The organism is Acidobacteriota bacterium (assembly GCA_038040445.1).
GTDB lineage: Bacteria > Acidobacteriota > Blastocatellia > UBA7656 > UBA7656 > Onstottus_A > Onstottus_A frigus.
In genome coordinates, this window is the sequence record JBBPIG010000013.1 from 95,429 (window position 1) to 117,380 (window position 21,952).

Genomic DNA, 21,952 nt, shown 5'->3' on the forward strand with positions numbered 1-21,952 from the left:
CTCCAGAAGCGCTGTGGAACAACCGGCCGCATCCGAGGACGCGGCCGGTTTGAGTTTCTAGTGGTGCCGAACACTAACCTCAGAATGATTTGGTCCAGGTGCCGAACGGTTTGAACGGATTGCCTCCCGCCGCCCGATCTACGGTTACGTCTATGGTCTTCTTCGGTCCTCGCCCCGCGGATGTTCCCAGAGAGAAAGCGTTCGCGAGGAAGAGATCGCCCGGCGTCCCCGAGATCGTCGCATTGAAGCGGCTGGTGGCTGCGGCATCGTCGTACCACAGCCTCGCCGTTCCGCTACGATGACCGCTGCTGGCAGCAATGCGCACCGACAGGCGCAGTCCCAGCGTGTCGCCCGCACAGAGATTCGCCTGCGAGCTCAGCGCGAGGTTGATTGTGTCGAGAATGGCGTTGTTGAACCCGCTGCTACCGCCGGGTACATCGTTGAGCTGGCCGGAACCTATCACGCTACCGTTCCTCAGCACTTCAGCCAACAGATCGAACTTCGTTCCAACGTCATCGCTGTTCTTCAGTCCTATCCAGACCTTGGCCGGGCCGAGCGCGGTGAGTTGTGGAACATTCACCGTTATTGTGAAGCTGCACGAAGAAGTCAGGTTAGCAGAGTCAGTCGCCGTGCAAGACACGGTCGTCGTGCCCACCGGGAATGTCGAACCCGATGGAGGCGAACAAACGGGCGCCGCAAGTGAACAGTTGTCGCTCGCGATCGGAGCCGAGTAAGTGACAACTGCCGAGCAGACTCCGGCGTCGGTGCTAACCGTGATGTTCGGCGGACAGATGATCTGAGGAGCTTGATTGTCAACGACCGTCACCGTGAACGAGCAGGCAGCCGTATTGCCTGCGGTATCGGTCGCGGTGCAGTTAACGGTAGTCGTTCCCTTTTGGAAGGCCGAGCCAGACTGGGGATTGCACGCGACGCTCGCCCCTGAACAGTTGTCACTGGCAGTCGCTGTATAGGTGACGACAGCCGAGCACAAGCCGGCATCGGTATTCCTGTTGATGTTGGCCGGGCAGGTGATCGCCGGCGGCTGAGTGTCGTTGACTGTGACTGTCTGTTGGCACATTGCAGAGTTTCCTGCCGCGTCTGTCGCAATCCAGGTGATCGTTGTCATGCCGACCGGATATGGAGCCGTAAGCGCCAGCCCATCGCTTCGCGTGCCGGCTGGAGTCACGCTCCCATCAATGTTGTCTGTCGCAGTCGCCGCTCCGGTGTTCACGCTAGCGGAACACTGGTCGGGCGAATTTGATGTCGCCACATTGGCCGCGCAGGTGACTATCGGCGGAGTTGTATCAGCCGCGTTACATGTGTTAAGCAGAATAAACACTTTTTGGCTGTCGGGGGCGGCCACAGCGATGTCCGGCTTGCCGTCACCATTGAGATCGGCGGCGACAAGTCCGAACGGCCCCTGTCCGACGGGGAAATAAGTTGGAGTTGAGAAGGAGCCTGCCCCATCGCCGAGCAAAACAGCTACTGAGGGATTTCCAAACCTCACTTGCACGACGATGTCGGCGTTGTGGTCACCGTTGAAATCAGCAACTCTTACTATGGTTGCGTGATCACCCGTCGCATAGAAAGTGGGAGCGCCGAAGCTGCCCGACCCATTGCCTAAGAGAACGGATACGCCGTTGCTCAATTCATCGGCAACAACAAGATCTAGGTTGCCGTCGCTGTTGAAATCGGCAATCGCAAGCGTGACCGGCGTGCATCCAGCCGGGAAGCTAGTCGGCGGGGCAAACCCGCCCGCTCCGTCGCCTAGCTGGATAGAGACACTGCAACCATTGTGATTCGTTGTGACGAGGTCGAGCTTACCATCTCCGTTGAAATCGGCTGTCGTTATTCCGAAGGGGCCCGACCCAGCAGTCAATATCGTGGCCGGGCTGAACCCGCCCGCGCCGTCTCCGAAGAAGAGGCGCACGTTAATCTTACCCTGATCTGTTACTGCCAGATCGAGATTGCCGTCACGATCAAAGTCTCCAAGCGCCGCATACCTTGCGTTGCCTGGGACCGGGAGGATCGCCGTGGTGGTGAATCCTCCTGCACCGTCACCGAGCATGACTGCGCAGCTAGCACCGGAATAACATGGGATCGCAAGATCGAGCTTGCCGTCGTTGTTGAAGTCTCCGACTTCGACAGAGTTGGGGATGCTCGGTGTTGTGAAATCTCCGCCGTGAGTGAACCCGCCTGCACCGTTGCCCAGGAAGATGGACACAATGTCTGCGCCCTGATTGATCACCATATCAACCTTGCCATCGTTGTTGAAGTCGGCTGCTGCAATGAAAACCGGACCCTGTAATGGAGCGATCTCGGCCGGCGGGCCGAAACTCGGTGTAGTGCATACAGACTGTGGCCGGGTATCACTGACCGTGACAGTGAAAGCGCGAGAGGTGGCATTGCCCGCACTATCGGTCGCAGCGCAATTGACCGTAGTTGCGCCAATCGGGAAGATCGCTCCAGACGGAGGATTGCAGGTGAGGCTTACACTTGAACAATTGTCACTGGCCGTCGCCACGTAGTTCACTACCAATGAGGACAGGCCAGAATCAACATACTTGGTGAAGTTACCAGGACAGATGAGAGTCGGCGGCTGCGTGTCGTTGATCGTGATGGTCTGCTGGCACGTTGCCGAGTTGCCAGCGCTGTCAGTGGCCGTCCATGTGATCGTGGTCGCGCCGACCGGATACGGAGCAGAGAGCGATTGAGCATCACTGCGCACGGCGGTCGGAGTGATCGCGCCATCAACGTTGTCTGTAGCAGTAGCCGTCCCGGTATTCACATTAGCGGAACACTGGTTCGCAGCATTTGGCGCTGCAACGTTCGAAGGACAGATAATCGTCGGCGGAGTTGTATCAGCCGCGCCACAAGTGTTAAGAAAAATCTGCACGTCACTGGCGCCAGCATTGCCAACGCCAAAGTCTGGTTTGCCATCGCGGTTGAAATCAGCGGCGACAACACTGATGGGGCTAGGCCCGACAGTAATGTTGTTCAGCCCGCCGAAATTCCCTGTACCGTCGCCAAGCAGGACCGAGATTCTACCTGCTTCTCTTTGTTGCACGACCAAATCCTGCTTATTGTCGCCGTTGAAATCTGCGACCGCGACGATGGATGGGTTGTCGCCCACCATAACATCAGTCTTGGGGCCAAAGCCGCCCGCTCCATCGCCAAGAAGAACGGAAAGACGGAAAGTCAATTCATTCGCTGTGACTAGATCGAGCTTACCGTCACCATTCAAATCGGCAATGGTAAATCGGTACGGAGTGTAGCCCGCGAGGAAGCTGGTCGGCGGCGCAAAGCCTCCGTTGCCATCGCCGAGCAAGATAGAGCCAGTGCCGTCCCTATAGTTCGTTACTGCGAGATCGTCTTTCCCATCTCCATTGAAATCGGCCGACGTCAGACCGTATGGACCCAAACCAGCCGTGAAGTTCGAAGGCGCGCTGAAGCCGCCCGTTCCGTTGCCGAAGAAGAGCCGTATGACATTTTCATCCTGCTCGGTTACGGCTATGTCGAGCTTGCCATCACGGTTGAAGTCGCGAAGCGCCGCGAATCTGGCGCCCCTCGGAGCTGAAAGGTTCGCTACCGTCGTGAATCCGCCCGCGCCATCTCCGAGCAGGACCGTCACGCTCCCGCCGAAGAAACACGGTACGGCCAGATCAGGCTTTCCGTCGTTATTGAAGTCTCCGGCCTCAACAGAATTCGGTGTGTGAGCTGTTGGGAATTCTCCGACACGAGTGAACCCGCCTGCCCCGTCTCCCAACAGGACGCCCACCGAATCCGTTCCTTGATTGGTGGTAGCTAGGTCAAGCTTGCTGTCGTTGTTGAAGTCGGCGACGGTAACGTAGGTTGGACCTCGACCCGTAAAGAAGTTGCCCGCGTTGGCGAAACTCGGCGAACTGCAAGCCGGCGCTTGAGGAACGACGTTGAATAGAAACGTCTGCGGCTGCCCGGCGATGGTCAGAGTGAGAGATGCTGGGCTGACCTGATAGAGACCAGGAGCGAAGGCGCCGCTTTGGCCACCCGCAATCAGTAGGCAGACGAGGTTAGGCACAAGCACGATCGTCTGCACGCCACTAAAAGGCGTGTAAGCCGCATCGAGATAAGAGGACAACAAGTACTGACCCGAATAGCTGGCGGGGTCGATGGTGATACTAGTGTTGTTGAGCGTCAAGGTGTTGCCGCTGGACTGCGCGGCGATGGTATTGCCGACGCTCACCACGTGCCCGCCGCTGTCAACGGCAAAGAGGAAATTGGAGGAGAAGCCCGGGATTGCAACGTGAGAGCCTGAGTCAAGAAAATAGTCCATATTAGGCACAAGCACTATCGTCTGGGGGCCTCTGAGCGAGATGTATGCCGCATCGAGATGAGAAGACAATTGGTAGTGCCCCGTAAAACCTCCTGGGTTTATGACAAGGCTCGCGTTATTCAAGGTTAGCGTGTTGCCATCTGCCTGGGCGGCAACTGGATTACTGACATTTATCACATGCCCGGTGCTGTCAACTGCAAAGGTGAAATTAGGGGCGAAGCCCGGGATCGGAACGTGAGTTCCATTATCAAGGACGTAGACCATGTTAGGCACAAGGACTACAGTCTGGACTCCTCTGAACGAGGTATATATGCCGCATCGAGATGCGAAGACAGTTGGTATTGCCCTGCATAGCTTCTTGGGTCGACAATGATGCTCGCGTTATTCAACGTGAGAGTGTTGCCGCTGGCCTGTGCAGCAACAGGATTGCTGATGTTAGTCACCTGTCCGCTTCCGTCAACCGTGAAGGTGAGGTCAGAAGAAAAGCCCTGATGCTGGGCGCGCGCACCTGTGTCGAGATGGTATGTCCCTGGCGGAAGCTGCACCGTCTGCGATCCTCGATACTCGGTCAACCTGTCAGAAATCAGGAAGTAATGTCCCGTATAAGCGCCGGGATCAATGTTGACTTGAAACGTAGGCGAGGCTTTTGTTAAAAACATGCCGGTCATTAGAAAAGTCGCGGCGAAGGCCAGCGAGACTAGCAGCCGAGAAATCCGCGCAGATTCCAACATTTTGATTCTTCTCATCATGATACACGCTCCTTCTTTCCAGTTATCGAGTGGTTAATTGATCGAGTCGCCTCAAGGGCCTGAGACGTTCTCATGAGTTGGCAGCCCAGCCAATCAGGCGCAGGAAAGACAGCGAATCAAGGCAGACACACAAGCGTCCTGCGGGCGTTTCGCTGAAATGAATCTCGCCGCGCTCCGTCGCGCGATAGATCGAGCGCGCGCTTGTGCCGGCCACAGCTGCCGCTTCGTCGACGCTGACCATTCGAGCCATCGCCGCGCAACCAGCGCACCAGGCCAGCGCCGGACTGGCGTATCTTCTGAGCACGACGGTCTCTTCAATGTCTAACCTGATTTCGGTTCGCTTCTTTCCCTTCACTTCGCCTCCAACGATCACCGCGCAGGCTTGCGGCCCTGGTGACCGAACTTCGATCCGTTGTTTTATTGTTCCGATCAGGGCCTGGTGATGCGAGCGCCACATACGGCTGCCGAAAAGCTCTCGGCAATGGCTCGGAACGGCGCTGACGATACCTTTAAGCGGGTTGGAAGTCTTCACAAAGACTTCACATTCTCATCACATTCGTATCACAATGATCGACCGAAACCGGCAGCTAGGCGAGACGAGGGAGAAAAACCCCTGCATGCGCGCGTGGCGGGTTTCGCACAGATACAGCGCATGTGTGAATGGGGACAGAGAGAGATCGGTTCCCACTATGCGTTCTAGATCTTCATTCCAGACCTCGGCGGTACCTATCCTACGCCGAATGAAGGTCTACGAAGGCTATAGGCTGGGCAGGCGTTTTCCGTGATGAAACATTTGCGCGCAACGCACCATCTATTATTGGAGACGCGGAAGTGTCTATTCTTATGCTTAGGTTCAAGCATTCACCTTTCAGACAGTCATGAACGCGCAAACAAAACCCCTTTACGAATTCGGTCCTTTTCGTCTTGACCCGAAAGAGCACACTCTGCTGCGCGCGGGAGAGGCGGTCCCGCTCACGCCTAAAGTTTTTGATACGTTGCTTGCCCTTGTCGAAAGCGGCGGCCAGCTAGTCGAGAAAGACGAGTTGATGAATCGCGTCTGGCCGGACGCGATCGTTGAAGAGCGCGGCCTGACACAAAACATATTTCTGCTCAGAAGAGTGCTGGGCGAAGATGGCGCGCAAGCGAAATATATCGAGACCGTCCCCAAGCGCGGATACCGCTTCGTGGCTGAAATCAATCAGCGCCCAAACGGCCAGATGGACTTGATTGTGCAGCGGCGCACGAGCGCCCGACTGAAGATCGAAGAAGAGACCGACATCGGCAATTGGAATGTCGCAAATGCCGCGACTGACCCGTCCAGCCGCGAATCGAAAAAACGCGCGCGCAAGTTTACTATTGCGATGGCTGCCGCGGCGCTGCTGGTTGTGCTGGGAGCGGCGTTCTACGGGTTGATAGGGAATCGCGTAAAACCCGGAGAGACTGCGCCGCGCATAAAATCAATCGCCGTGCTGCCGTTCAAGGTGCTGAATTCAGATGATAACGGATACCTGGGAATCGGGCTGGCCGATGTCTTGATTACGCGGCTTGGCAATCTCAAGCAGATCAGCGTGCGCCCGACGAGCGCCATACTCAGGTACAGAGACCGCGAGTTTGACCCTGTGGCCGTGGGCCGCGAGCAGCGAGTCGATGCTGTGCTGGAAGGCCACGTGCACAATCTGGGCGAGCGCATTCGCATCACCGTGCAGTTGATCAGCGTCCGCGACGGGTCGCCCGTATGGGCCGAGCAGTTCGATGAAAAGATGAGGGACCTCGCTGCGGTCGAGGATGCCATCTCCAGGCGTCTGGTCGGGGCGCTCGCGCTCAAACTGGACGCGGAGGAGAAGCAGCGACTGGCCAAACGCTACACCGACAACACAGAGGCTTACCAGCTCTACATCAAGGGCCGCCACTTCTGGAACAAACGCGATGAGGAGGGCCTGCGGAAAGCCATCGCTACCTTTCGGCAGGCGATTGATCTTGACCCGACTTACGCGCTCGCCTATGCCGGGCTGGCCGACTGCTACTCCTTTTTAGGGTCGGCTTATTTCGACCCGCTCCCGCCGAAAGAGGATATGCCGAAAGCCAAAGCAGCAGCCGTCAGGGCCGTCGAACTGGACGACACGTTAGCCGAAGCGCACTCGGCGTTGGCTTTCGTTCAAGGTTGGTACGATTTGGATTGGCCCGGCGCGGAACGCGAATTAAAGCGCGCGCTGGAGCTGAACTCCAACTATGCGACCGCGCATCAAAGATACGGCTGGTACTTCTTAGCGATGGGGCGGCTGGATGAAGCGCTGGCCGAGATGAAACGCGCGCAGGAATGTGATCCGCTGTCGCCGGTTATCAACATCAACATCGGCGGCTTCCTCTACTATCAACGCCGCTACGACCAGGCGCTTGAGCAGTTTCAAAAGATGGCAGAGATAGACCCAAGCTTCAGTTGGAATCCTACCTGGGCAGGCATGGCATATTTGGAGAAAGGCGATTTCACGCGCGCCATCGCAGGGTTCCAACAAGAGAAGCAACCCTGGGAGCAAGGCGTATGGGGGCTTGGCGTGGCCTACGCGCGGTCAGGAAAACCAGCGGCGGCACGGAACATATTGAGTAGATTTCAGGAATTCGCCAGACAGCGTTATGTATCGCCTTCCGCGTTCATCCTGATCTACACGGCGCTGGGAGAAAAAGATCAGACATTCGCCTGGCTTGAGAAAGCTTATGAAGAGCGCGATTTTGATCTCGGCGTGCTGAAAGTTGATCCGAAGCTCGACCCGCTGCGCTCAGACCCGCGATTTACAGACCTGCTCAGGCGCGTCGGCCTCCCACAATAAAGTCGAAAGGTCGAAGCGAGCACAACAGGATTCGCTTTGCTCGCTTCGACCTTTCGACTTTTCCGCGCGCTTTGACTTTTATTTATTCGCTATCTCGGCACTGAGGAATTTCAGCAGCGCGGTGTTGAACTCGCATACTTGGACTTGGGAAGAGCGTACGAGAAGAGCGATGAGATAGAGCAGGCGCTACAGAGCTACCTTGAAGCAACGCGGCTGGCTACATCTTTCGAAGGCGTCACCGAGGTCTTCTATCAACTCGGTGATCGCCATGTGCAGGCCTTAGTACGGCGAGACGTCGACTTCTGGTTGAAGACTTGTTTGACTAGAGGGGAACTGATTAACTAGCGTCGGCCTATCGGCAGACTACAGTTGTTTACGACTACTGACGTAACGTCCAAGTCTCTTTTTCGCTTTCGTATGAAAGGGTTGCTCAAATGAGATTCATCGCTGTCTCATTCCTGCTTGCCACGCTTGCGTTAGCGTCGTGTAGGCGAAGCGAAGGTGTAACAAACATCAACTCCGCTGCGCACGCAGCGAACGGAATTGAAGAGACATCCCCCAACCGGACTAATCCACATGAATCGTGCGTGAATGTTAACACCGCCACAAGCGAAGAGTTGACGAGACTGCCCGGAGTTGGCGACATCACGGCTCGCAAGATTGTCGTTTACCGCGAGCGGCACGGGCGGTTCCGCCGCCCCGAAGAGATAATCATCATCGAAGGCTTCAGCGAGCGGAAGTATCGAGCAATCGCTGCCCTGGTTTGTGTTGAGTAGGTTGGGGCCGTGATTCGCTATGTCGTCACTGGCGCGGCGGTGTGGCTGACAGCGGTCGCGGCGGAAACGCCTCGATGCTCGTCCTCAACTTCTCAATCCGTTCTGGTAGGTTCGCTCCAAAACAACCGCTGGCCCCGCCACCCGGAACGGGAATTGGCATTTCGTTTCCAAGCAAGCCCACGTCGAGATAGAGCGCTCCTTCTTTCCAGACCCACTGAGGGAGGAGAAGGTCGACAGCCCCAAGAAGAAGCTCAACGCGGCGTTGACCTTCCGTCGGAATCCTGATTTGCGAGAATTCCGGCGCCAACTTAAATCCCGGCGTGGGGTGTACTGCTTGATCTTCTTGAGCAAGCAACCTGGCTCGAATTGTAGACACGGCAGCCACGTCCTTATTTCCTTGTTGTGCAGCGGCACTTCCTTGTTGTGCGGCGGCCGACGCGCAAGGCATGGCGGCAATCAACAGAACACCTAGAAGACTGTTCACTTGGACCTCCTTGCACGGCGCTCAGCGAGGATTTAACGACACCAATATTAGACCTGTCCGATTGTCGTTTGCAATATCGTGCGCTAAAGTAAATCATCTTCGTCGGATGTTCTCTCATCGAATGCAAGTCGAGCTTCCCATACTGGTAGAAGTCAGGCGAGGCGACCTGGTCGAATCGCGACACCGTGGCGCAATCGTAGTAGCCGAGCCCGGCGGCAACATCATCGCGCGTCTGGGCGACGAGGCTTTCATCACCTCCACGCGCTCGACCATCAAGCCAATTCAAGCAATCCCGTTCGTCACCGGCGGCGCGGCTGATCACTTCAGCGTAGACGAGCGCGAGCTTGCAGTCGTGTGCGCGTCGCACGAAGGCGAGCAGATTCACACCGAAACAATCGCCGGGATGCTCGCGCGCGCGGGACTCGACGAAACGGCGCTGCGATGTGGAGCTCAACCTCCTTACGACGCCGAAACGGCGAAGAGGCTCGAAGCGGCCGGGCAGCCCTTCACTCAGCTTCACAACAACTGCTCGGGAAAGCATACAGGGATGCTGATGACAGCGGTGCTCAAGGGGCTCCCGATCGACGACTACGTCTCCGCTGATCATCCCGTGCAGCGCGAGATAGTCTCCACCTTCGCGCGCTTCGCCGGCCTCGACGAAGACTTTCCGACTGCAATCGACGGATGCAGCGCTCCGACGTTTGGTGTTCCGCTCCGCTCGCTTGCCGTAGCGTTTGCCCGTCTGGCCAATCCTTCGGATCAAGATAGTGCTGTCGCGCAGGCGGCTCATCGCGTCGTGGCGGCTATGATCAATCACCCTGAGATGGTGGGCGGAACAAAAGGGCGCTTCGATACTGAACTGCTGCGAGCCGCCCACGGCAAGCTGATTTGCAAAATCGGCGCTGAAGCCGCGTATTCCGTCGGAGTGCTTCCCAGCGAGCAGTTCCCACGCGGCATCGGCATCGCATTCAAGATGGAGGACGGCTCATATCGTGGCCTCGGCCCGACGGTCGTGGAGACGCTGCGACAACTGGGTGTGCTCGATCAACATGAGGGGGCCAACTTAGCGGCGTATCATCGCCCGGTGGTTGAGAATCGTCGTGGCATGAACGTCGGCGAGGTGCGTGCAGTATTTAAACTATGAACCAGGCTATTCGCGCTCTTTTTCCGGTCACTCAGGAATACGTCTACCTGAACCACGCAGCGGTCGCGCCGCTGTCGACGCGAGTGCGCGATGCAATGAACGCGCTCGTCGAGGACGTGACTCGCAATGGCTCCGCGAACTACAGCGACTGGCTTGAAACCTACGAACGGACTCGCGAGTCCGCTGCGCGTTTGGTCAACGCTCGCATGCACGAGATAGCGTTTATGCGAAACACCTCGGAGGCGCTGTGTGCGGTAGCCAACGGCATCGATTGGCGCGAAGGCGATAACGTCGTCACTTGCGCCGTCGAGTTCCCCGCGAATGTATATCCCTGGATGCGGCTGTGCGAGGAGCGGGGCATTGCGATGAAATTCGCCGAAGAGCGCAACGGCCGGGTCGACACCGGCGAGTTGCTCTCGAAAGTAGACGATCGCACGCGCGTCGTGGCGATCAGTTGGGTCCAATTCGCAAGCGGCTTCCGTTCGGACCTCGCGCGCATCGGCAAGTTCTGCCGTGAACGCGGCATCGTCTTCGTAGTTGACGCGATTCAAGGCCTCGGCGGACTAAGGCTCGATGTCGAACGCGACTTCGTCGACGCGTTCGCCGCCGACGCACACAAGTATTTGCTCGGGCCTGAAGGCATCGCACTGCTCTACGTTTCGGATCGCGTGATCGATCGCATCAAGCCGACGGTGGTCGGTTGGACTTCGGTCAAGAACCATGAGCAATACCTGAATTACGAACTGGACTACCGCGACGGCGCTGGGCGTTTCGAGTGTGGAACGCTAAACACTGCCGGAGTCTACGGCCTGGGGGCGGCCCTCGATTTGTTCCTCGAAGTTGGACCCGAAGAGATCGAGACATATCTCGTAGGACTGAGCGATTATCTGGCCGAGCAATTGACGACGAAGGGCTACGAGGTGGTCAGCTCACGCCGCCCCGGCGAGACCTCGGCGATAGTCACCTGCAAACACGAACGCCATGCGCCCTTAGACCTGTACCGGTTGCTGCGGTCGAAGAACATCCTCACTGCTCCTCGGGTGAATCGTTTGAGGATATCGCCTCACTTCTATAACACTCGTGAAGAGGTGGACGCACTCGCCGATGCGCTGCCGGATTGAAGGAGCGCAGGCTCGATCGTAACCCGCAGTTGAGGGGCCTGGTTTCGCAACCAATCGAATTCATGCCTCAGGCTGCCCACCGGGGGCGCGTTGGGTTCTTGCGCGCGCTAGTCGGATAGCGTTGAGGCAATCCCAACGGGATTGCAGCCCAGAGCCCAAGGTTGCTGTACTCGGCTACCTTGGGTGGAGCAGCGGTGGTCCAGTCGCAACCCCAACGGGATTGCGTCCCGCACCGGCAAGATTCACGATGTTTCAGAGCCAGTCTTAAACACTGTGCTCGCACTTTCATCGGTTCCCTCAGGTCTTTTTGCGTAGCGCCATATTAGCGTCACGTGTCAAGCGGCTGGCTCCTGAAGAACCACAACTAGCGGTCTGGGCCGCAACCCCGATTGGGGTTGGCCGCTATGTACATCTGTCGCCAGGTAGCCGAGTGCGGCAACCTTGGGCTCCGGGCTTCAATCCCGTTGGGATTGCCTTCCACAACTAAGCCTGGCTCACTGACAAATTGTCACCGCCTGGCCTTCCACACAAAACCCCGTCGCGCACCAGGGCTTGTCCATCAGTTGAATTTTGGTGCTCATCGGCATATATTCAATAACCTATCGGTTTTGCTCTTTGCACGGGCCGAGGGTATTGCATTTGATTCAAAAAAGAGAGGAGCACAAATCATGTCAATTAGATTAGGAGACGAAGCACCAGACTTCACCGCGGAAACAACCGAAGGCTCGATCCGGTTCCACGACTGGATGGGTGACAAGTGGGCGGTTCTGTTTTCTCACCCGAAAGACTTCACCCCGGTGTGCACCACCGAGCTGGGAGAAGCTGCTCGACTTAAACCCGAGTTCGAAAGAAGAAACTGTAAGATCATCGGCTTGAGCGTCGACCCCGCACACTCGCATACGAAGTGGGCGGTCGACATCGAAGAAACTCAGGGTCAGAAGCTGAACTTCCCCGTGATCGCCGACGCCGACCGCAAGGTCTCCGACCTGTACGAGATGATTCACCCGAACGCCAGTGAGACATTCACAGTGCGTTCGGTATTTGTGATCGGCCCGGATAAGAAGATAAAGCTGATGATCACATATCCGGCGAGCACCGGGCGGAACTTTGACGAAATCCTGCGAGTGATTGACTCACTACAGCTCACCGCGAAATATAGCGTCGCGACTCCAGTGAACTGGAAAGATGGCGACGATGTGATCATCGTGCCGGCCGTATCTGACGAAGACGCTAAGCAGAAATTCCCCGGAGGGTGGAAGACGCTGAAGCCTTACCTGCGCATCGTTCCGCAGCCCGGCAAGGAGAAGGGCGCAAGCGGCGACTAATCACTCCGCCGGACGTCGTCACGACATCAAGGGCATCGCAGGGCCCCGGTAGTCGCAATGAATCTGAGGTAAACGCTCAGTCTCATCGCGGCTGCCGGGGCCTTTGGTCTTATCGGCCAAAAGATGCGCAGCGAGTCGATTCAGAAATAAAAAGGATTTGTTGGCTGGCCGGCGGATTAGCGAGCTTCGCGGATCAATCGCCGCCTTCAGGGGCTTCCTTCAATTTGCGCTTGGCGAGTTGCTGGCGGACACCCTGCGTGTAGAGCTTCACGAACTCCAGTATCGACAGCGTCTGAGGCGCGCCCTCGTAGTAAAACGTACAAGCGTTGCCGACTTCGCGCTGGAGCAATCGCAAATCCATCGGATCGAGCGGGAACTTCAAACAGGCTTGAGGCGCGTGCGGAGTCGTGTAGATTGCGCATCGGGTGTTAAAAGGACCTTCGTCGACAAAGAACGGGCATTGGAATTGAATCTTGCAGCAGAGACCGCAGCGATTGCACTCGCCGCGTTGATACGCCTTATAGCGATAAAGAATGTTGTCGGGCAGCAGGTTTGACAAAATCGTACGGCGCAGGGCTCCCCAGGTGTGAATCGAAAACGGCGCGTGCGCGACTTTTTTCGTAACGGCAACGGTCATCTGCCAGTACATCCAGCGGCGTGATGGTACCTCGCTTGGAAGGGTTGCAGCTTCGGGCTGGTCGGCAATGATGTTATTGAAAACGTGAAGGACGCGGCTCTCCGGCTGCTTGTCTTGCGTCATTAATTATCCTTTTGTTCAAGAAAATGATTGAGGTGCTCCAGACCGTGCAGACCAAACATCTGGGTATTGCGTCCAACTAGCGAAGCCACCAAAGTGATGCAAGAGCGAACCTATGGTATCACAAAGAAAAGGCAAAGGGAAAAAGGGAAAGGCCCCGCTTCCGGGTGCATCTCTCACCCGACTCTTGCTCGTTTCGCTTCTCTGACCGCTCGATTTGATCTATACTGCGCACGATTTTGCCGAAGCCGAATGTACAATCCAGAGGCCGGCGTTAAGACGGCTGTTCGCAGGAGTCCAAGCGATGGCGGCAGCAAGGTTCTGCTCTGAATGCGGCGAGCAACTGAGGGTGAAGCGCGTCAGTTCCCTGCCCTTTCGTTCGTTCTGCTCTCGCTGTTCTCCCCGTTTCAGGCGCGCTCGCCTGATGTTGATTGCGGCTCCCGTCTTGTGTGCCGCAATCGGATTCGCCATCGGTCATTACGCCTCGGCGCGCGAGCCTTTCTTTTACATCGGCACTCCGGTCGAGTCGAGCGCAAGCCGTACTGCTCCTTCCACAGACCACACCTCAGCTCATTCACCAGCCGCAACCGAAGCTCGCACGCAACGTGAAAGGCTGGTCATCTCATCGAGCGGAGCGGATGCGATCTGCGGAGCACGAACGAAATCAGGCAAGCCATGTCAGCGCAAAGTTAAGAGCGGCGGTTACTGCTGGCAACACCGCTCGAAGTAGCCGGCGAGGAGCCGGGCTCAAGCCGCCGAGAATCGGTTCGCGTCCTCAAGGCGCGACACAAAACCCGAGCGTCCAACTCAGCCCTCCAGCGAGACCTTGCGCTGATCGAGGCGCTGATCGAGGCGCTGCTCGGGCTACAAGTTCACAAAGAGGCAACGCGTTTCTGCAACTCAGTCGCGATGATCGCAGGATCGTCGTTGGGAGAGAAGCTCACCGCCTCGCCTATAGTAACTTTGATCCGGCCGCCGCGCGCGAAGTGCTCCCCACGTTTCTTAACCTCATACAAGCCATCGATCCGCGCCGGTACGATCTGAACGTTCAGCTTCCTGGCAAGCAAGCCAATGCCTTCCATGAATGGTTTCATCTGACCGTCCGGAGTGCGCGCGCCTTCGGGAAACACCAGCACGCTGTAGCCGCGGTCCATTGTCTCGCCCGCAAATGCGAAGCTCCTGCGAAAACCGCTCTTTTGCGGAAGTGGAAACACGTTGAACAACGAGACTACGAGCACGTACGCCGCGAACCAGATCAGCCGACTGAACCAGCCCGGGCCTGCCTGAGGATGACGCCAGCCGCGCAGGACTTCTCCTTCCATCGCAATGGCGAGCTTCCTTTGAAACCTCGCCGGCAGCGCTAGAAGAATCACTGCCGCGTCCACCATCGTGATGTGATTTGCTATAAACAACACCGGGCCTTGAACGCCTCTCAATCGCTCTTTTCCGATTACCGTCGCGCGACTCATCAATCGCGTGAGCGGCAGGATAACGAGATGGAAAACGGCGAACCGAATCCACGTGGCGGGAAAGCGCTGTGTCCACTCCGGGTATTCGTACTGAACCGCCGTCTCGCGCGCGCCCTCGCGAATTATCCTCTCGAGATCGCCTATGGTGGTCGCAGCAGTAAAAGCGGCTTCGTCAATGTCGACCTGATAATGGTCTTCGAGCGCGCCGAGTAACTCGACTCGCCCGAGCGAATCGAGCTTCAGATCCGACTCGAGATTCGCCGATTGATCGACGGTAGCCAGAGATTCGCCACTGACGCGTGCAACAGCGCTCAATATGAACGATGTCGGCGCGACTTGCCCATCGCCGTCTACTGACCTCTGATCTCTGGCCTCTGACCTCTGATTTACCTTCTCCTTCACTAGAAGCTTGCGGATCTTCTGCGTCGGGGTTCGCGGAAAATCCTCTTCGGGCCAAATGATCCAACGGCGCATCTGCTGATAAGGACTGAGCGTCTCGTTAGCGCGCTTCAAGATCGAAGCTACATCGGCTTGCTCGTCTCTCAGCAGCAGCACAGCAAACGGTTCGGGGCCCTGGGGAGTGTAGCTTTCGACCACCGCGCTATCTCGAACCTCGGGTTGCGCATTCAACGCGGCCTCAAGATCGTCGGGGTAGATGTTCAAGCCCGCCGACGTTACGATCACGTCTTTCTTGCGTCCCTTAAAATAGAGGTTCCCTTGTTCGTCCAATTCCCCTACGTCGCCGGTTCGCAGCCAACCTTCTTCGTTTGTCATTGGCCGCAGCCCGCCGCCCCAGTAGCCCGGCGACACGTTTTGGCCGCGCACCAGGATCTCGCCGCGCTCATCGAGCTTCACTTCGTGTCCGGGAAGCGTCTTGCCGATAGACCTGCGGCTGAGATTGAAAGGATGATTGACCGTGATCAGCGCAGCGGCCTCGGTCATCCCGTAGCCCTGCACAACAGCGAACCCCAGCCTTCGCCAGAACGCTTCGGTTTCAGGAGACAACGCGGCCCCGCCTGATAGCAACGACCAGAACTTCCAACCGAACTGACGATGAACTCTGCGAAATGTCCACCATCGTTTGAGGAAGTGCTGGTGTTCAGCCGCGATGAGTTTCCGCTTGAACGCTTCGCCTTCGCCTCGCGCCTCGTAGTCCCGCTCGATCTTGTTTCGCAGAGTGTCGAGCACCCGCGGCACGCTGACGATAACCGAGATGCGATGCTTCTTAACGGTCTCGATAATCTCAGAGGGATTCAGGGAGTCTTGAAAAACAATCTCGCCCGCGAGCAATTGCGGAACAATGATACCCATAAACTGGCCGAAGACATGACTCAATGGAAGCAGGTTAAGAAATCGCACCGGATGAACAAGACGTTCGTACTTCAGATATTTTTTAATTTCCGGTTCCAGAGGGTTGATATTAGCGAGCAGGTTGCCATGGGTGAGACAGACGCCCTTTGGCTCGGCGGTCGTCCCTGAAGTAAAAATGATTTCGGCGATGTCGCTTTCAACGATTTCGACCGGCGGATAAGGCTCAGCCGAATGAAGTGCAAGAACGTCGGACAGCTCTTCAAGCCAAAGGGCCGGCAAATTCATCTTCGAATCGCGCAGTCGCACGCCGCTTGAGAGAATCAGCTTTGCTCCTACTTGCTCCTGGACTCGATCTGCGAATTCGGCGGAGGCTTCAAAATCGAGCGGCACAACGATCACACCGCGCAGCAGACAACCGAAGAAAGCGGCCACCCACTCAGGGCAGTTTTCCGCCCAGAACAACACGCGGTCGCCTTTTGATATGTTCCGAGTTTCAAGCTCACGCGCGAATTGAAACGCCGTCGTTCTCAAACGGGCGTACGACCAGCGCGAGACTCTGAGCCCGCGGCGATGCGCGAGCGCTGTTTGTGACCCGTGCTTCTCGCAGTCATCAAGAAGACTCAGAAGGTTCTTGCGCATGGTCTGACCGAAGGAGCGTTCGGCTACTCTGTCACGGCCTCAAAGCGGCGGCCACGATTATCATAAGCTCCACCTGACAGGCTTAACCAGCCGTGCCTTGCGCGCCCCGGCCGCGTCAGATTGTGTGCCGCCCTGGGCGCCGCGCTTGCTATAATTCCAGGTGCGGCCATTGATGTCTTTCAAATCGGAGTTTCACTTTGGACAATTTAGTCTTATCAAACATTTTCTACCGTAAGACCCGAACGGTGACAACGATGGCGGGAGTGGCGTTAGGCGTAGTCCTCGTCGTCCTCACCGTCGGGATTGCTCACGGCTTCTTGCACGATCAAGGCAGGCGCAACGCCGCCGTCACGGCTGAAATCATTTTCGGGCCGCCGGGCTCGACGTTCGGTCTGAGTCTGAATCCAACGCTGTCGCTGCCCCTGAACCTGGCAGGCGAGATCCGATCTATCGACGGCGTAAGCGCGGTTGTTCCGGTCGGCCAGTATCTAAGCGGCCACGTCATTGACGGAATCGATTACGACTCGTTCACGCGTGTATCCGAACTGCGGGTAGTGGAAGGACGCCCTCTTCAATCCGGGGACGAAGCTATCATCGATCGCATTCAGCAGGAGCAGCGAAATTTGAAGGTGGGCGACGAGATGGACGTTTTTAATCGCCCTTTTCGCATAGTCGGCATATTTGAGCCCGAATCACTCGCACGAATAAAGGTACCGCTGACGACGATGCAACAGTTCTTGAATCGTCAGCTATGTTCGATGTTGCTGGTGAAGCTCGCCGATCCGTCGAGGCAGGAAGAGGTGGCTGCGCAGATCAAAGAGGTCTTTCCGGAGCACAGCGTGACGCTGACTCGCGATCTGCCAATACTGATTGGGCGAGGCATTCCGGCGCTTCAAACGTTCTTAACGGTAGTGATCGCGCTGTCCATCATGGTTAGCTCGCTGGTCATTCTGCTGACGATGTACACGACGGTAGCCGAGCGGACGAGACAAATCGGGGTGCTCAAGAGCCTGGGCGCTTCAAAAGCGTGGATCGCGGCCGACATCGAAAAGGAGGCCCTGCTGATAAGCGCGTTGGGTGTGCTGGTAGGCTCGCTGGTGGCGGTCGCCGGCAAATACTTCATCACTCATCTGACGCCGCTCAGTGTCGAGCTTGAGCCGCTGTGGTTGTTCTATGCGCTCGCGCTAGGATTGCTGGCGGGAGGGTTGGGCGCGCTTTACCCGGCGCTTAGAGCAGCAAACCTGGACCCGGTCACGGCACTCGCCTATGAATGACGGCGTTCAGCGTTGCGCGCAGGAAGCGACGATGTGAACAGCACGCGCGCAGAGACGTGCTCACCCTGCGCTTCCTGCTCTTTTCGCTCCTAGCACGCAGTCCTACTGTCCTGTAATATCACGCCTGGAACGTCAAGGAGTCCCGATGTATTGCCCGAGTTGCGGCTCAAACAATCAAGCTGAAGTGAAGTACTGCACGCGATGCGGGACCAACCTCGGAGTCGTGTCCGAAGCGCTCACCGGCAAGATTGCAGGGAATTTGGGGACCGATGAACGTATGGCGAAGTTGATGAAGGACTATTACCGTGGCCGGCGCGACACAATCACCGGCGCCGTTCTCATTCCGGCCGGGCTTTTGATCATGGCGATCATGGCGTTCGCGGGAATGAAGCCCATCGGAGCGTTCTTCATCATTTGCTGGATGTTCTTCTGGGGAGCGGCGGCGCTCGCGGGCGGGTTGGGGAAATGGATCGCCTCTCGCACTGAGATGAAATCGCTCGGATATGGTTTCCAGAGCCAGTTCCAAGGCGCGCCTTTGCAGCAAGGTGCGCCGGCCGGTCGAGCGGAATTGCCGCCTGGCGGTTACTCGACCGGGCCTGTCGGTCCCGGCAGCGTCACCGAACAGACCACTCGGCAACTCGATGCAGGCAGATATACGCGCCCGCCCGAACACGAGCAAGAACCGAGATAAGGAGGCAAACGTGTACTGTCCAAGCTGCGGCTCAAACAATCAAGAGGACGTGAAGTTCTGCAATCGATGCGGTACGAACCTTGCCGTCGTCTCTGATGCGCTTGCCGGGAACCAGACGGGCGCGCTTGAAACAGACGAGCGGGTGGTGAAGCTGCTCAAGGACTACTACCGCAGCCGGCGGATGACGATCATCGGGGGTGTTGCATCGTTGATCGCGCTGTTCAAGTTGACGATTATCCTCTTGATTGGCTTCCCCGAGAAATTGATGCTGCTGGCGGTACTGGCAGGCTGCCTGTTCCTTTACGGGATAGTCTCGCTGATGTGGGGATTACATAAGTGGAACGACTCGAGCAGCGAGATCAAAGCGCTTGGGATCTCGCCGCCCAAAGGAAAAAGGTTGGCGGCAGCGCCGGAGCAACTGCGACTCGCGGCCGAGCAGGCGAGCATAAGCACGCCGCGGTTCACGACCGACCCGATCAAGATTCCGGGCAGCGTCACTGAAAAGACGACGCACCTGCTCGAGGAGCGCGATTACAAGTGACTTGTGTCATCGGGTAGTGTCCTAATCTTGTGTTGATATTTGTAGGTGCCCTGGCGTACGACCGATGACGGGCGACGGAATATTTGGACTGCGGCGGCCTTTGTGCGTTGCCGCCGCTTTTGGTTATCGCCCACGAAACGACAGAAAGCGGTGTCAACGCAAAGACGCCACCGCAGTCCAAATACGCGCTCGCCGGATAGTGTCCTAGTCGACCAACACAAGATTAGGACACTACCTGTCATCGGTGGTCTATGAGTTCTTAAGAATTGCATTGCCAGCGCCGCATAGACCACGGATGGAAACTGATTCGGCCGATTTGCGCGGATACTCCTCCTTCACGCGGCACGGGTTCGAGGTTCACATCGGAGCTTGATATGTACTGCCCAAACTGCGGCTCAAACAACCAGGCGGAGATAAAGTTCTGCACGAGATGCGGAACGAATCTCAACCTAGTCTCGGAAGCACTCAGCGGTAAGTCCGCAACTCCGTCCCAGCTCGACGAGCGGATGGTGAAGCTGCTCAAGGACTACTATTCGAGTCGCCGATCCTCTCTAATTGGAGCGATCACGCTTCCCCTTGGCCTTGCGCTCTTAACGGCGATGTTCGTGACCGGCTTCCCCGAGCATTTGATGGTGTTCGCGTTGCTCGGACTTGGGCTGACGATCTACGGCGCAATCGCCGGCATCTGGGGAATCGAGCACTGGATAGACTCGACCAGCGAGATGAAGGCGCTCAATATTGCCGTACCGACCCACTCATTACCTGCCGCTTCGAGAGATAAACTCGACACCTCGCGGATCACGTCAATTCCCACCCTGGTTGAGCGCTACTCGACTGATCCCATCGATCCCGGCAGCGTCACCGATGGCACAACCCGGCAGCTTGAAGGGCCGGCTCCTAAACGATCCGCGGAGTTGCAGTCAGAGTAAGTCGTCGGGATCAGAGTCAATCGTTGTCTCGCAAGGTCTGTCGTGCTTAGCAGGAAGTCTTTCGGGAAATCAGATTGACCCGGCCGCGAACAACTACGTATCATCCCGGTATGAGTAAGCCACTGATCATCGAGGACGAACCGCTGACTCCTGAGCTGGCGCGAGCGTTTGAGAACGCGAGGCGCAACCTGCTCTGGTTCGACGCGCACGTCGAAGAACTAGAGGTCTACAAGCGGTATCGCGGCCGTTACGTCGCCGCGGCTGGCGGGGAACTGTTTGTCGCGGATACCGCCAAAGAGGTCAGAAGGCTGGCTCTCGAAACCCATCCCGATGATCTGGCGCACACATTCAACGCGAGAGCTGAGCCGCATCTCTGCAGGCGCCCTCTCTCAGATTGAAACTCGTTAATCCAGCCGTTAATATCACTGCTTACCGAGGCAGCGCTTGCTTCGCAAAAGACCACCCAGCTATGAGTGCGACAGAAGAACTGACTAAGGCTACTGCGGAACAAATCCAGCGCCTATGCGATGAGATTGTTCGCTGTTTTCATCCTGAGAGAATCATCCTCTTTGGCTCTTACGCCTATGGTGACCCGTCGCCCGACTCTGACGTGGACCTTCTGGTCGTTATGCCATTTGAAGGAAGCTCACGTGAACAAGCTGCGAGAATTCGGAGCCTGATCGATACGCCGCTCGCCCTCGATCTTCTTGTTCGAAGCCCGAACCAGATTTCTGAACGCTTGGCAATGGATGACTTTTTTATCAGCGAAATCACGAAGCAGGGCAAGGTGCTTTATGAAGCCCATCACGCTTGAATGGGTCGACAAGGCCCGCGGGAAAACGGATTGACCCCGCTAGCGACGACTACGTATCATCGTGCTATGAGTAAGCAACTTGTCATCGAAGACGACCCGCTGACGCCCGAATTGGCACGGGCGTTTGAGAACGCGAAGCGCAACCGATTATGGTTCAACGAGCACGTTGAGGAGCTTGAGGTCTACAAGCGGTATCGCGGCCGTTACGTCGCCGCGGCTGGCGGGGAATTGTTTGTCGCGGATACCGCCAAAGAGGTTAGACGGCTTGCTCTCGAAAACCATCCCGATGATCTCGCGCACGTGCGATACATTCAACGTGAAAAACTGAGCCGAATCTATGCTTGTCATCGGTGAGTGGTTGATTTGCGAGGATGGCGTCATAAGACCGACCCTTGCGGGCGTGGTGCGTACTTCTGATGGCCAGATGGTTGACGTTCCCTTTCTCCTTGATGCTGGAGCTGATCGCACGGTCTTCAGCGCAGACTTCCTTGACTTGCTAGTGCCTCTTCAAAACACCGAGGTCGACCAGATTCGTCTCGCCGGTGTGGGCGGTAGCGTCTCTTCAATCACAATCGAGACAGCAATCGGTTTCATCCGCGACGACGGGAGAGTCGCAACCGTGCGCGGCCAGTTCGGTGTGTTTACAGAAGGTGAAAGCGCTGAGTTGTCAGTGCTGGGCCGCGATGTGACCAACAATTTCGCCGTCATTTACGATTATCCCAATCGCGCGGTCGTTTTGCTCGCGCTCCCGCATTACTACGAGATCAAGAGACCATCCTGACAACCATCAG

General features: G+C 57.0%; 18 protein-coding genes. 13 read left to right on the forward strand and 5 right to left on the reverse strand.

Going from position 1 to position 21,952, the window contains the following annotated elements:
• Positions 1-79: 79 nt before the first annotated feature.
• The 3 genes from AABO57_15455 to AABO57_15465 all read right to left on the reverse strand — a co-directional run bounded on the left by AABO57_15455 (position 80) and on the right by AABO57_15465 (position 5,416).
• On the reverse strand, positions 80-4,576 hold the full coding sequence (locus AABO57_15455) for an FG-GAP-like repeat-containing protein (GenBank protein ID MEK6287136.1): 4,497 nt from the start codon (positions 4,574-4,576) through the stop codon (positions 80-82).
• Between the two features lie 14 nt (positions 4,577-4,590).
• Entirely contained in the window at positions 4,591-5,061 is a 471-nt protein-coding gene (locus AABO57_15460; GenBank protein ID MEK6287137.1) for a hypothetical protein, read from the reverse strand.
• Between the two features lie 70 nt (positions 5,062-5,131).
• Entirely contained in the window at positions 5,132-5,416 is a 285-nt protein-coding gene (locus AABO57_15465; protein ID MEK6287138.1) for a hypothetical protein, read from the reverse strand.
• 523 nt (positions 5,417-5,939) lie between these two features.
• On the opposite strand from AABO57_15465, the gene AABO57_15470 reads away from it, so the two are divergent.
• From AABO57_15470 to AABO57_15490, 5 genes are all read left to right on the forward strand, one after another.
• A complete protein-coding gene (locus AABO57_15470) occupies positions 5,940-7,886 on the forward strand; it encodes a winged helix-turn-helix domain-containing protein (protein MEK6287139.1) in 1,947 nt (648 codons plus the stop codon).
• A 434-nt stretch (positions 7,887-8,320) separates the two neighbouring features.
• Positions 8,321-8,662: a helix-hairpin-helix domain-containing protein gene (locus tag AABO57_15475; GenBank protein MEK6287140.1), complete on the forward strand. Its 342-nt coding sequence runs from the start codon at positions 8,321-8,323 to the stop codon at positions 8,660-8,662.
• A 605-nt stretch (positions 8,663-9,267) separates the two neighbouring features.
• Complete coding sequence (locus tag AABO57_15480) at positions 9,268-10,290, forward strand: asparaginase (GenBank protein ID MEK6287141.1); 1,023 nt, start codon at positions 9,268-9,270, stop codon at positions 10,288-10,290.
• A complete protein-coding gene (locus AABO57_15485) occupies positions 10,287-11,411 on the forward strand; it encodes an aminotransferase class V-fold PLP-dependent enzyme (protein ID MEK6287142.1) in 1,125 nt (374 codons plus the stop codon). Before AABO57_15480 ends, AABO57_15485 begins: the two co-directional genes overlap by 4 nt.
• A gap of 668 nt (positions 11,412-12,079) precedes the next feature.
• A complete protein-coding gene (locus AABO57_15490) occupies positions 12,080-12,736 on the forward strand; it encodes a peroxiredoxin (protein MEK6287143.1) in 657 nt (218 codons plus the stop codon).
• A 193-nt stretch (positions 12,737-12,929) separates the two neighbouring features.
• On the opposite strand, the gene AABO57_15495 is transcribed toward AABO57_15490, so the two are convergent.
• Positions 12,930-13,496, reverse strand: coding sequence for a hypothetical protein (locus tag AABO57_15495; GenBank protein ID MEK6287144.1), 567 nt, complete (start codon positions 13,494-13,496; stop codon positions 12,930-12,932).
• An 869-nt stretch (positions 13,497-14,365) separates the two neighbouring features.
• Entirely contained in the window at positions 14,366-16,912 is a 2,547-nt protein-coding gene (locus tag AABO57_15500; protein ID MEK6287145.1) for an AMP-binding protein, read from the reverse strand.
• 197 nt (positions 16,913-17,109) lie between these two features.
• Between AABO57_15500 and AABO57_15505 the strand changes: the two genes are divergently transcribed.
• The 8 genes from AABO57_15505 to AABO57_15540 all read left to right on the forward strand — a co-directional run bounded on the left by AABO57_15505 (position 17,110) and on the right by AABO57_15540 (position 21,942).
• A complete protein-coding gene (locus tag AABO57_15505; protein ID MEK6287146.1) occupies positions 17,110-18,186 on the forward strand; it encodes an ABC transporter permease in 1,077 nt (358 codons plus the stop codon).
• A gap of 145 nt (positions 18,187-18,331) precedes the next feature.
• Complete coding sequence (locus tag AABO57_15510) at positions 18,332-18,877, forward strand: zinc ribbon domain-containing protein (protein MEK6287147.1); 546 nt, start codon at positions 18,332-18,334, stop codon at positions 18,875-18,877.
• A 10-nt stretch (positions 18,878-18,887) separates the two neighbouring features.
• Positions 18,888-19,418, forward strand: coding sequence for a zinc-ribbon domain-containing protein (locus AABO57_15515; GenBank protein ID MEK6287148.1), 531 nt, complete (start codon positions 18,888-18,890; stop codon positions 19,416-19,418).
• 374 nt (positions 19,419-19,792) lie between these two features.
• A complete protein-coding gene (locus AABO57_15520) occupies positions 19,793-20,347 on the forward strand; it encodes a zinc ribbon domain-containing protein (protein ID MEK6287149.1) in 555 nt (184 codons plus the stop codon).
• 110 nt (positions 20,348-20,457) lie between these two features.
• Entirely contained in the window at positions 20,458-20,745 is a 288-nt protein-coding gene (locus tag AABO57_15525; GenBank protein MEK6287150.1) for a hypothetical protein, read from the forward strand.
• A complete protein-coding gene (locus AABO57_15530; GenBank protein MEK6287151.1) occupies positions 20,742-21,161 on the forward strand; it encodes a nucleotidyltransferase domain-containing protein in 420 nt (139 codons plus the stop codon). The genes AABO57_15525 and AABO57_15530 overlap by 4 nt, the downstream gene beginning before the upstream one ends.
• 66 nt (positions 21,162-21,227) lie before the next feature.
• A complete protein-coding gene (locus AABO57_15535; protein MEK6287152.1) occupies positions 21,228-21,515 on the forward strand; it encodes a hypothetical protein in 288 nt (95 codons plus the stop codon).
• Positions 21,499-21,942 carry a hypothetical protein gene (locus AABO57_15540; protein ID MEK6287153.1) on the forward strand — a complete coding sequence of 148 codons (444 nt, stop codon included), beginning with the start codon at positions 21,499-21,501 and terminating at the stop codon, positions 21,940-21,942. The genes AABO57_15535 and AABO57_15540 overlap by 17 nt, the downstream gene beginning before the upstream one ends.
• The last annotated feature ends 10 nt before the right edge of the window (positions 21,943-21,952 follow it).

Coding starts and splice junctions, on each gene's coding strand:
- AABO57_15540 (MEK6287153.1), top strand. CDS start 21,499: ATGCTTGTCATCGGTGAGTGGTTGATTTGCGAGGATGGCGTCATAAGA.
- AABO57_15470 (MEK6287139.1), top strand. CDS start 5,940: ATGAACGCGCAAACAAAACCCCTTTACGAATTCGGTCCTTTTCGTCTT.
- AABO57_15500 (MEK6287145.1), bottom strand. CDS start 16,912: ATGCGCAAGAACCTTCTGAGTCTTCTTGATGACTGCGAGAAGCACGGG.
- AABO57_15535 (MEK6287152.1), top strand. CDS start 21,228: ATGAGTAAGCAACTTGTCATCGAAGACGACCCGCTGACGCCCGAATTG.
- AABO57_15525 (MEK6287150.1), top strand. CDS start 20,458: ATGAGTAAGCCACTGATCATCGAGGACGAACCGCTGACTCCTGAGCTG.
- AABO57_15495 (MEK6287144.1), bottom strand. CDS start 13,496: ATGACGCAAGACAAGCAGCCGGAGAGCCGCGTCCTTCACGTTTTCAAT.
- AABO57_15490 (MEK6287143.1), top strand. CDS start 12,080: ATGTCAATTAGATTAGGAGACGAAGCACCAGACTTCACCGCGGAAACA.
- AABO57_15455 (MEK6287136.1), bottom strand. CDS start 4,576: ATGGTCTACGTCCTTGATAATGGAACTCACGTTCCGATCCCGGGCTTC.
- AABO57_15460 (MEK6287137.1), bottom strand. CDS start 5,061: ATGATGAGAAGAATCAAAATGTTGGAATCTGCGCGGATTTCTCGGCTG.
- AABO57_15485 (MEK6287142.1), top strand. CDS start 10,287: ATGAACCAGGCTATTCGCGCTCTTTTTCCGGTCACTCAGGAATACGTC.
- AABO57_15475 (MEK6287140.1), top strand. CDS start 8,321: ATGAGATTCATCGCTGTCTCATTCCTGCTTGCCACGCTTGCGTTAGCG.
- AABO57_15480 (MEK6287141.1), top strand. CDS start 9,268: ATGCAAGTCGAGCTTCCCATACTGGTAGAAGTCAGGCGAGGCGACCTG.
- AABO57_15510 (MEK6287147.1), top strand. CDS start 18,332: ATGTATTGCCCGAGTTGCGGCTCAAACAATCAAGCTGAAGTGAAGTAC.
- AABO57_15520 (MEK6287149.1), top strand. CDS start 19,793: ATGTACTGCCCAAACTGCGGCTCAAACAACCAGGCGGAGATAAAGTTC.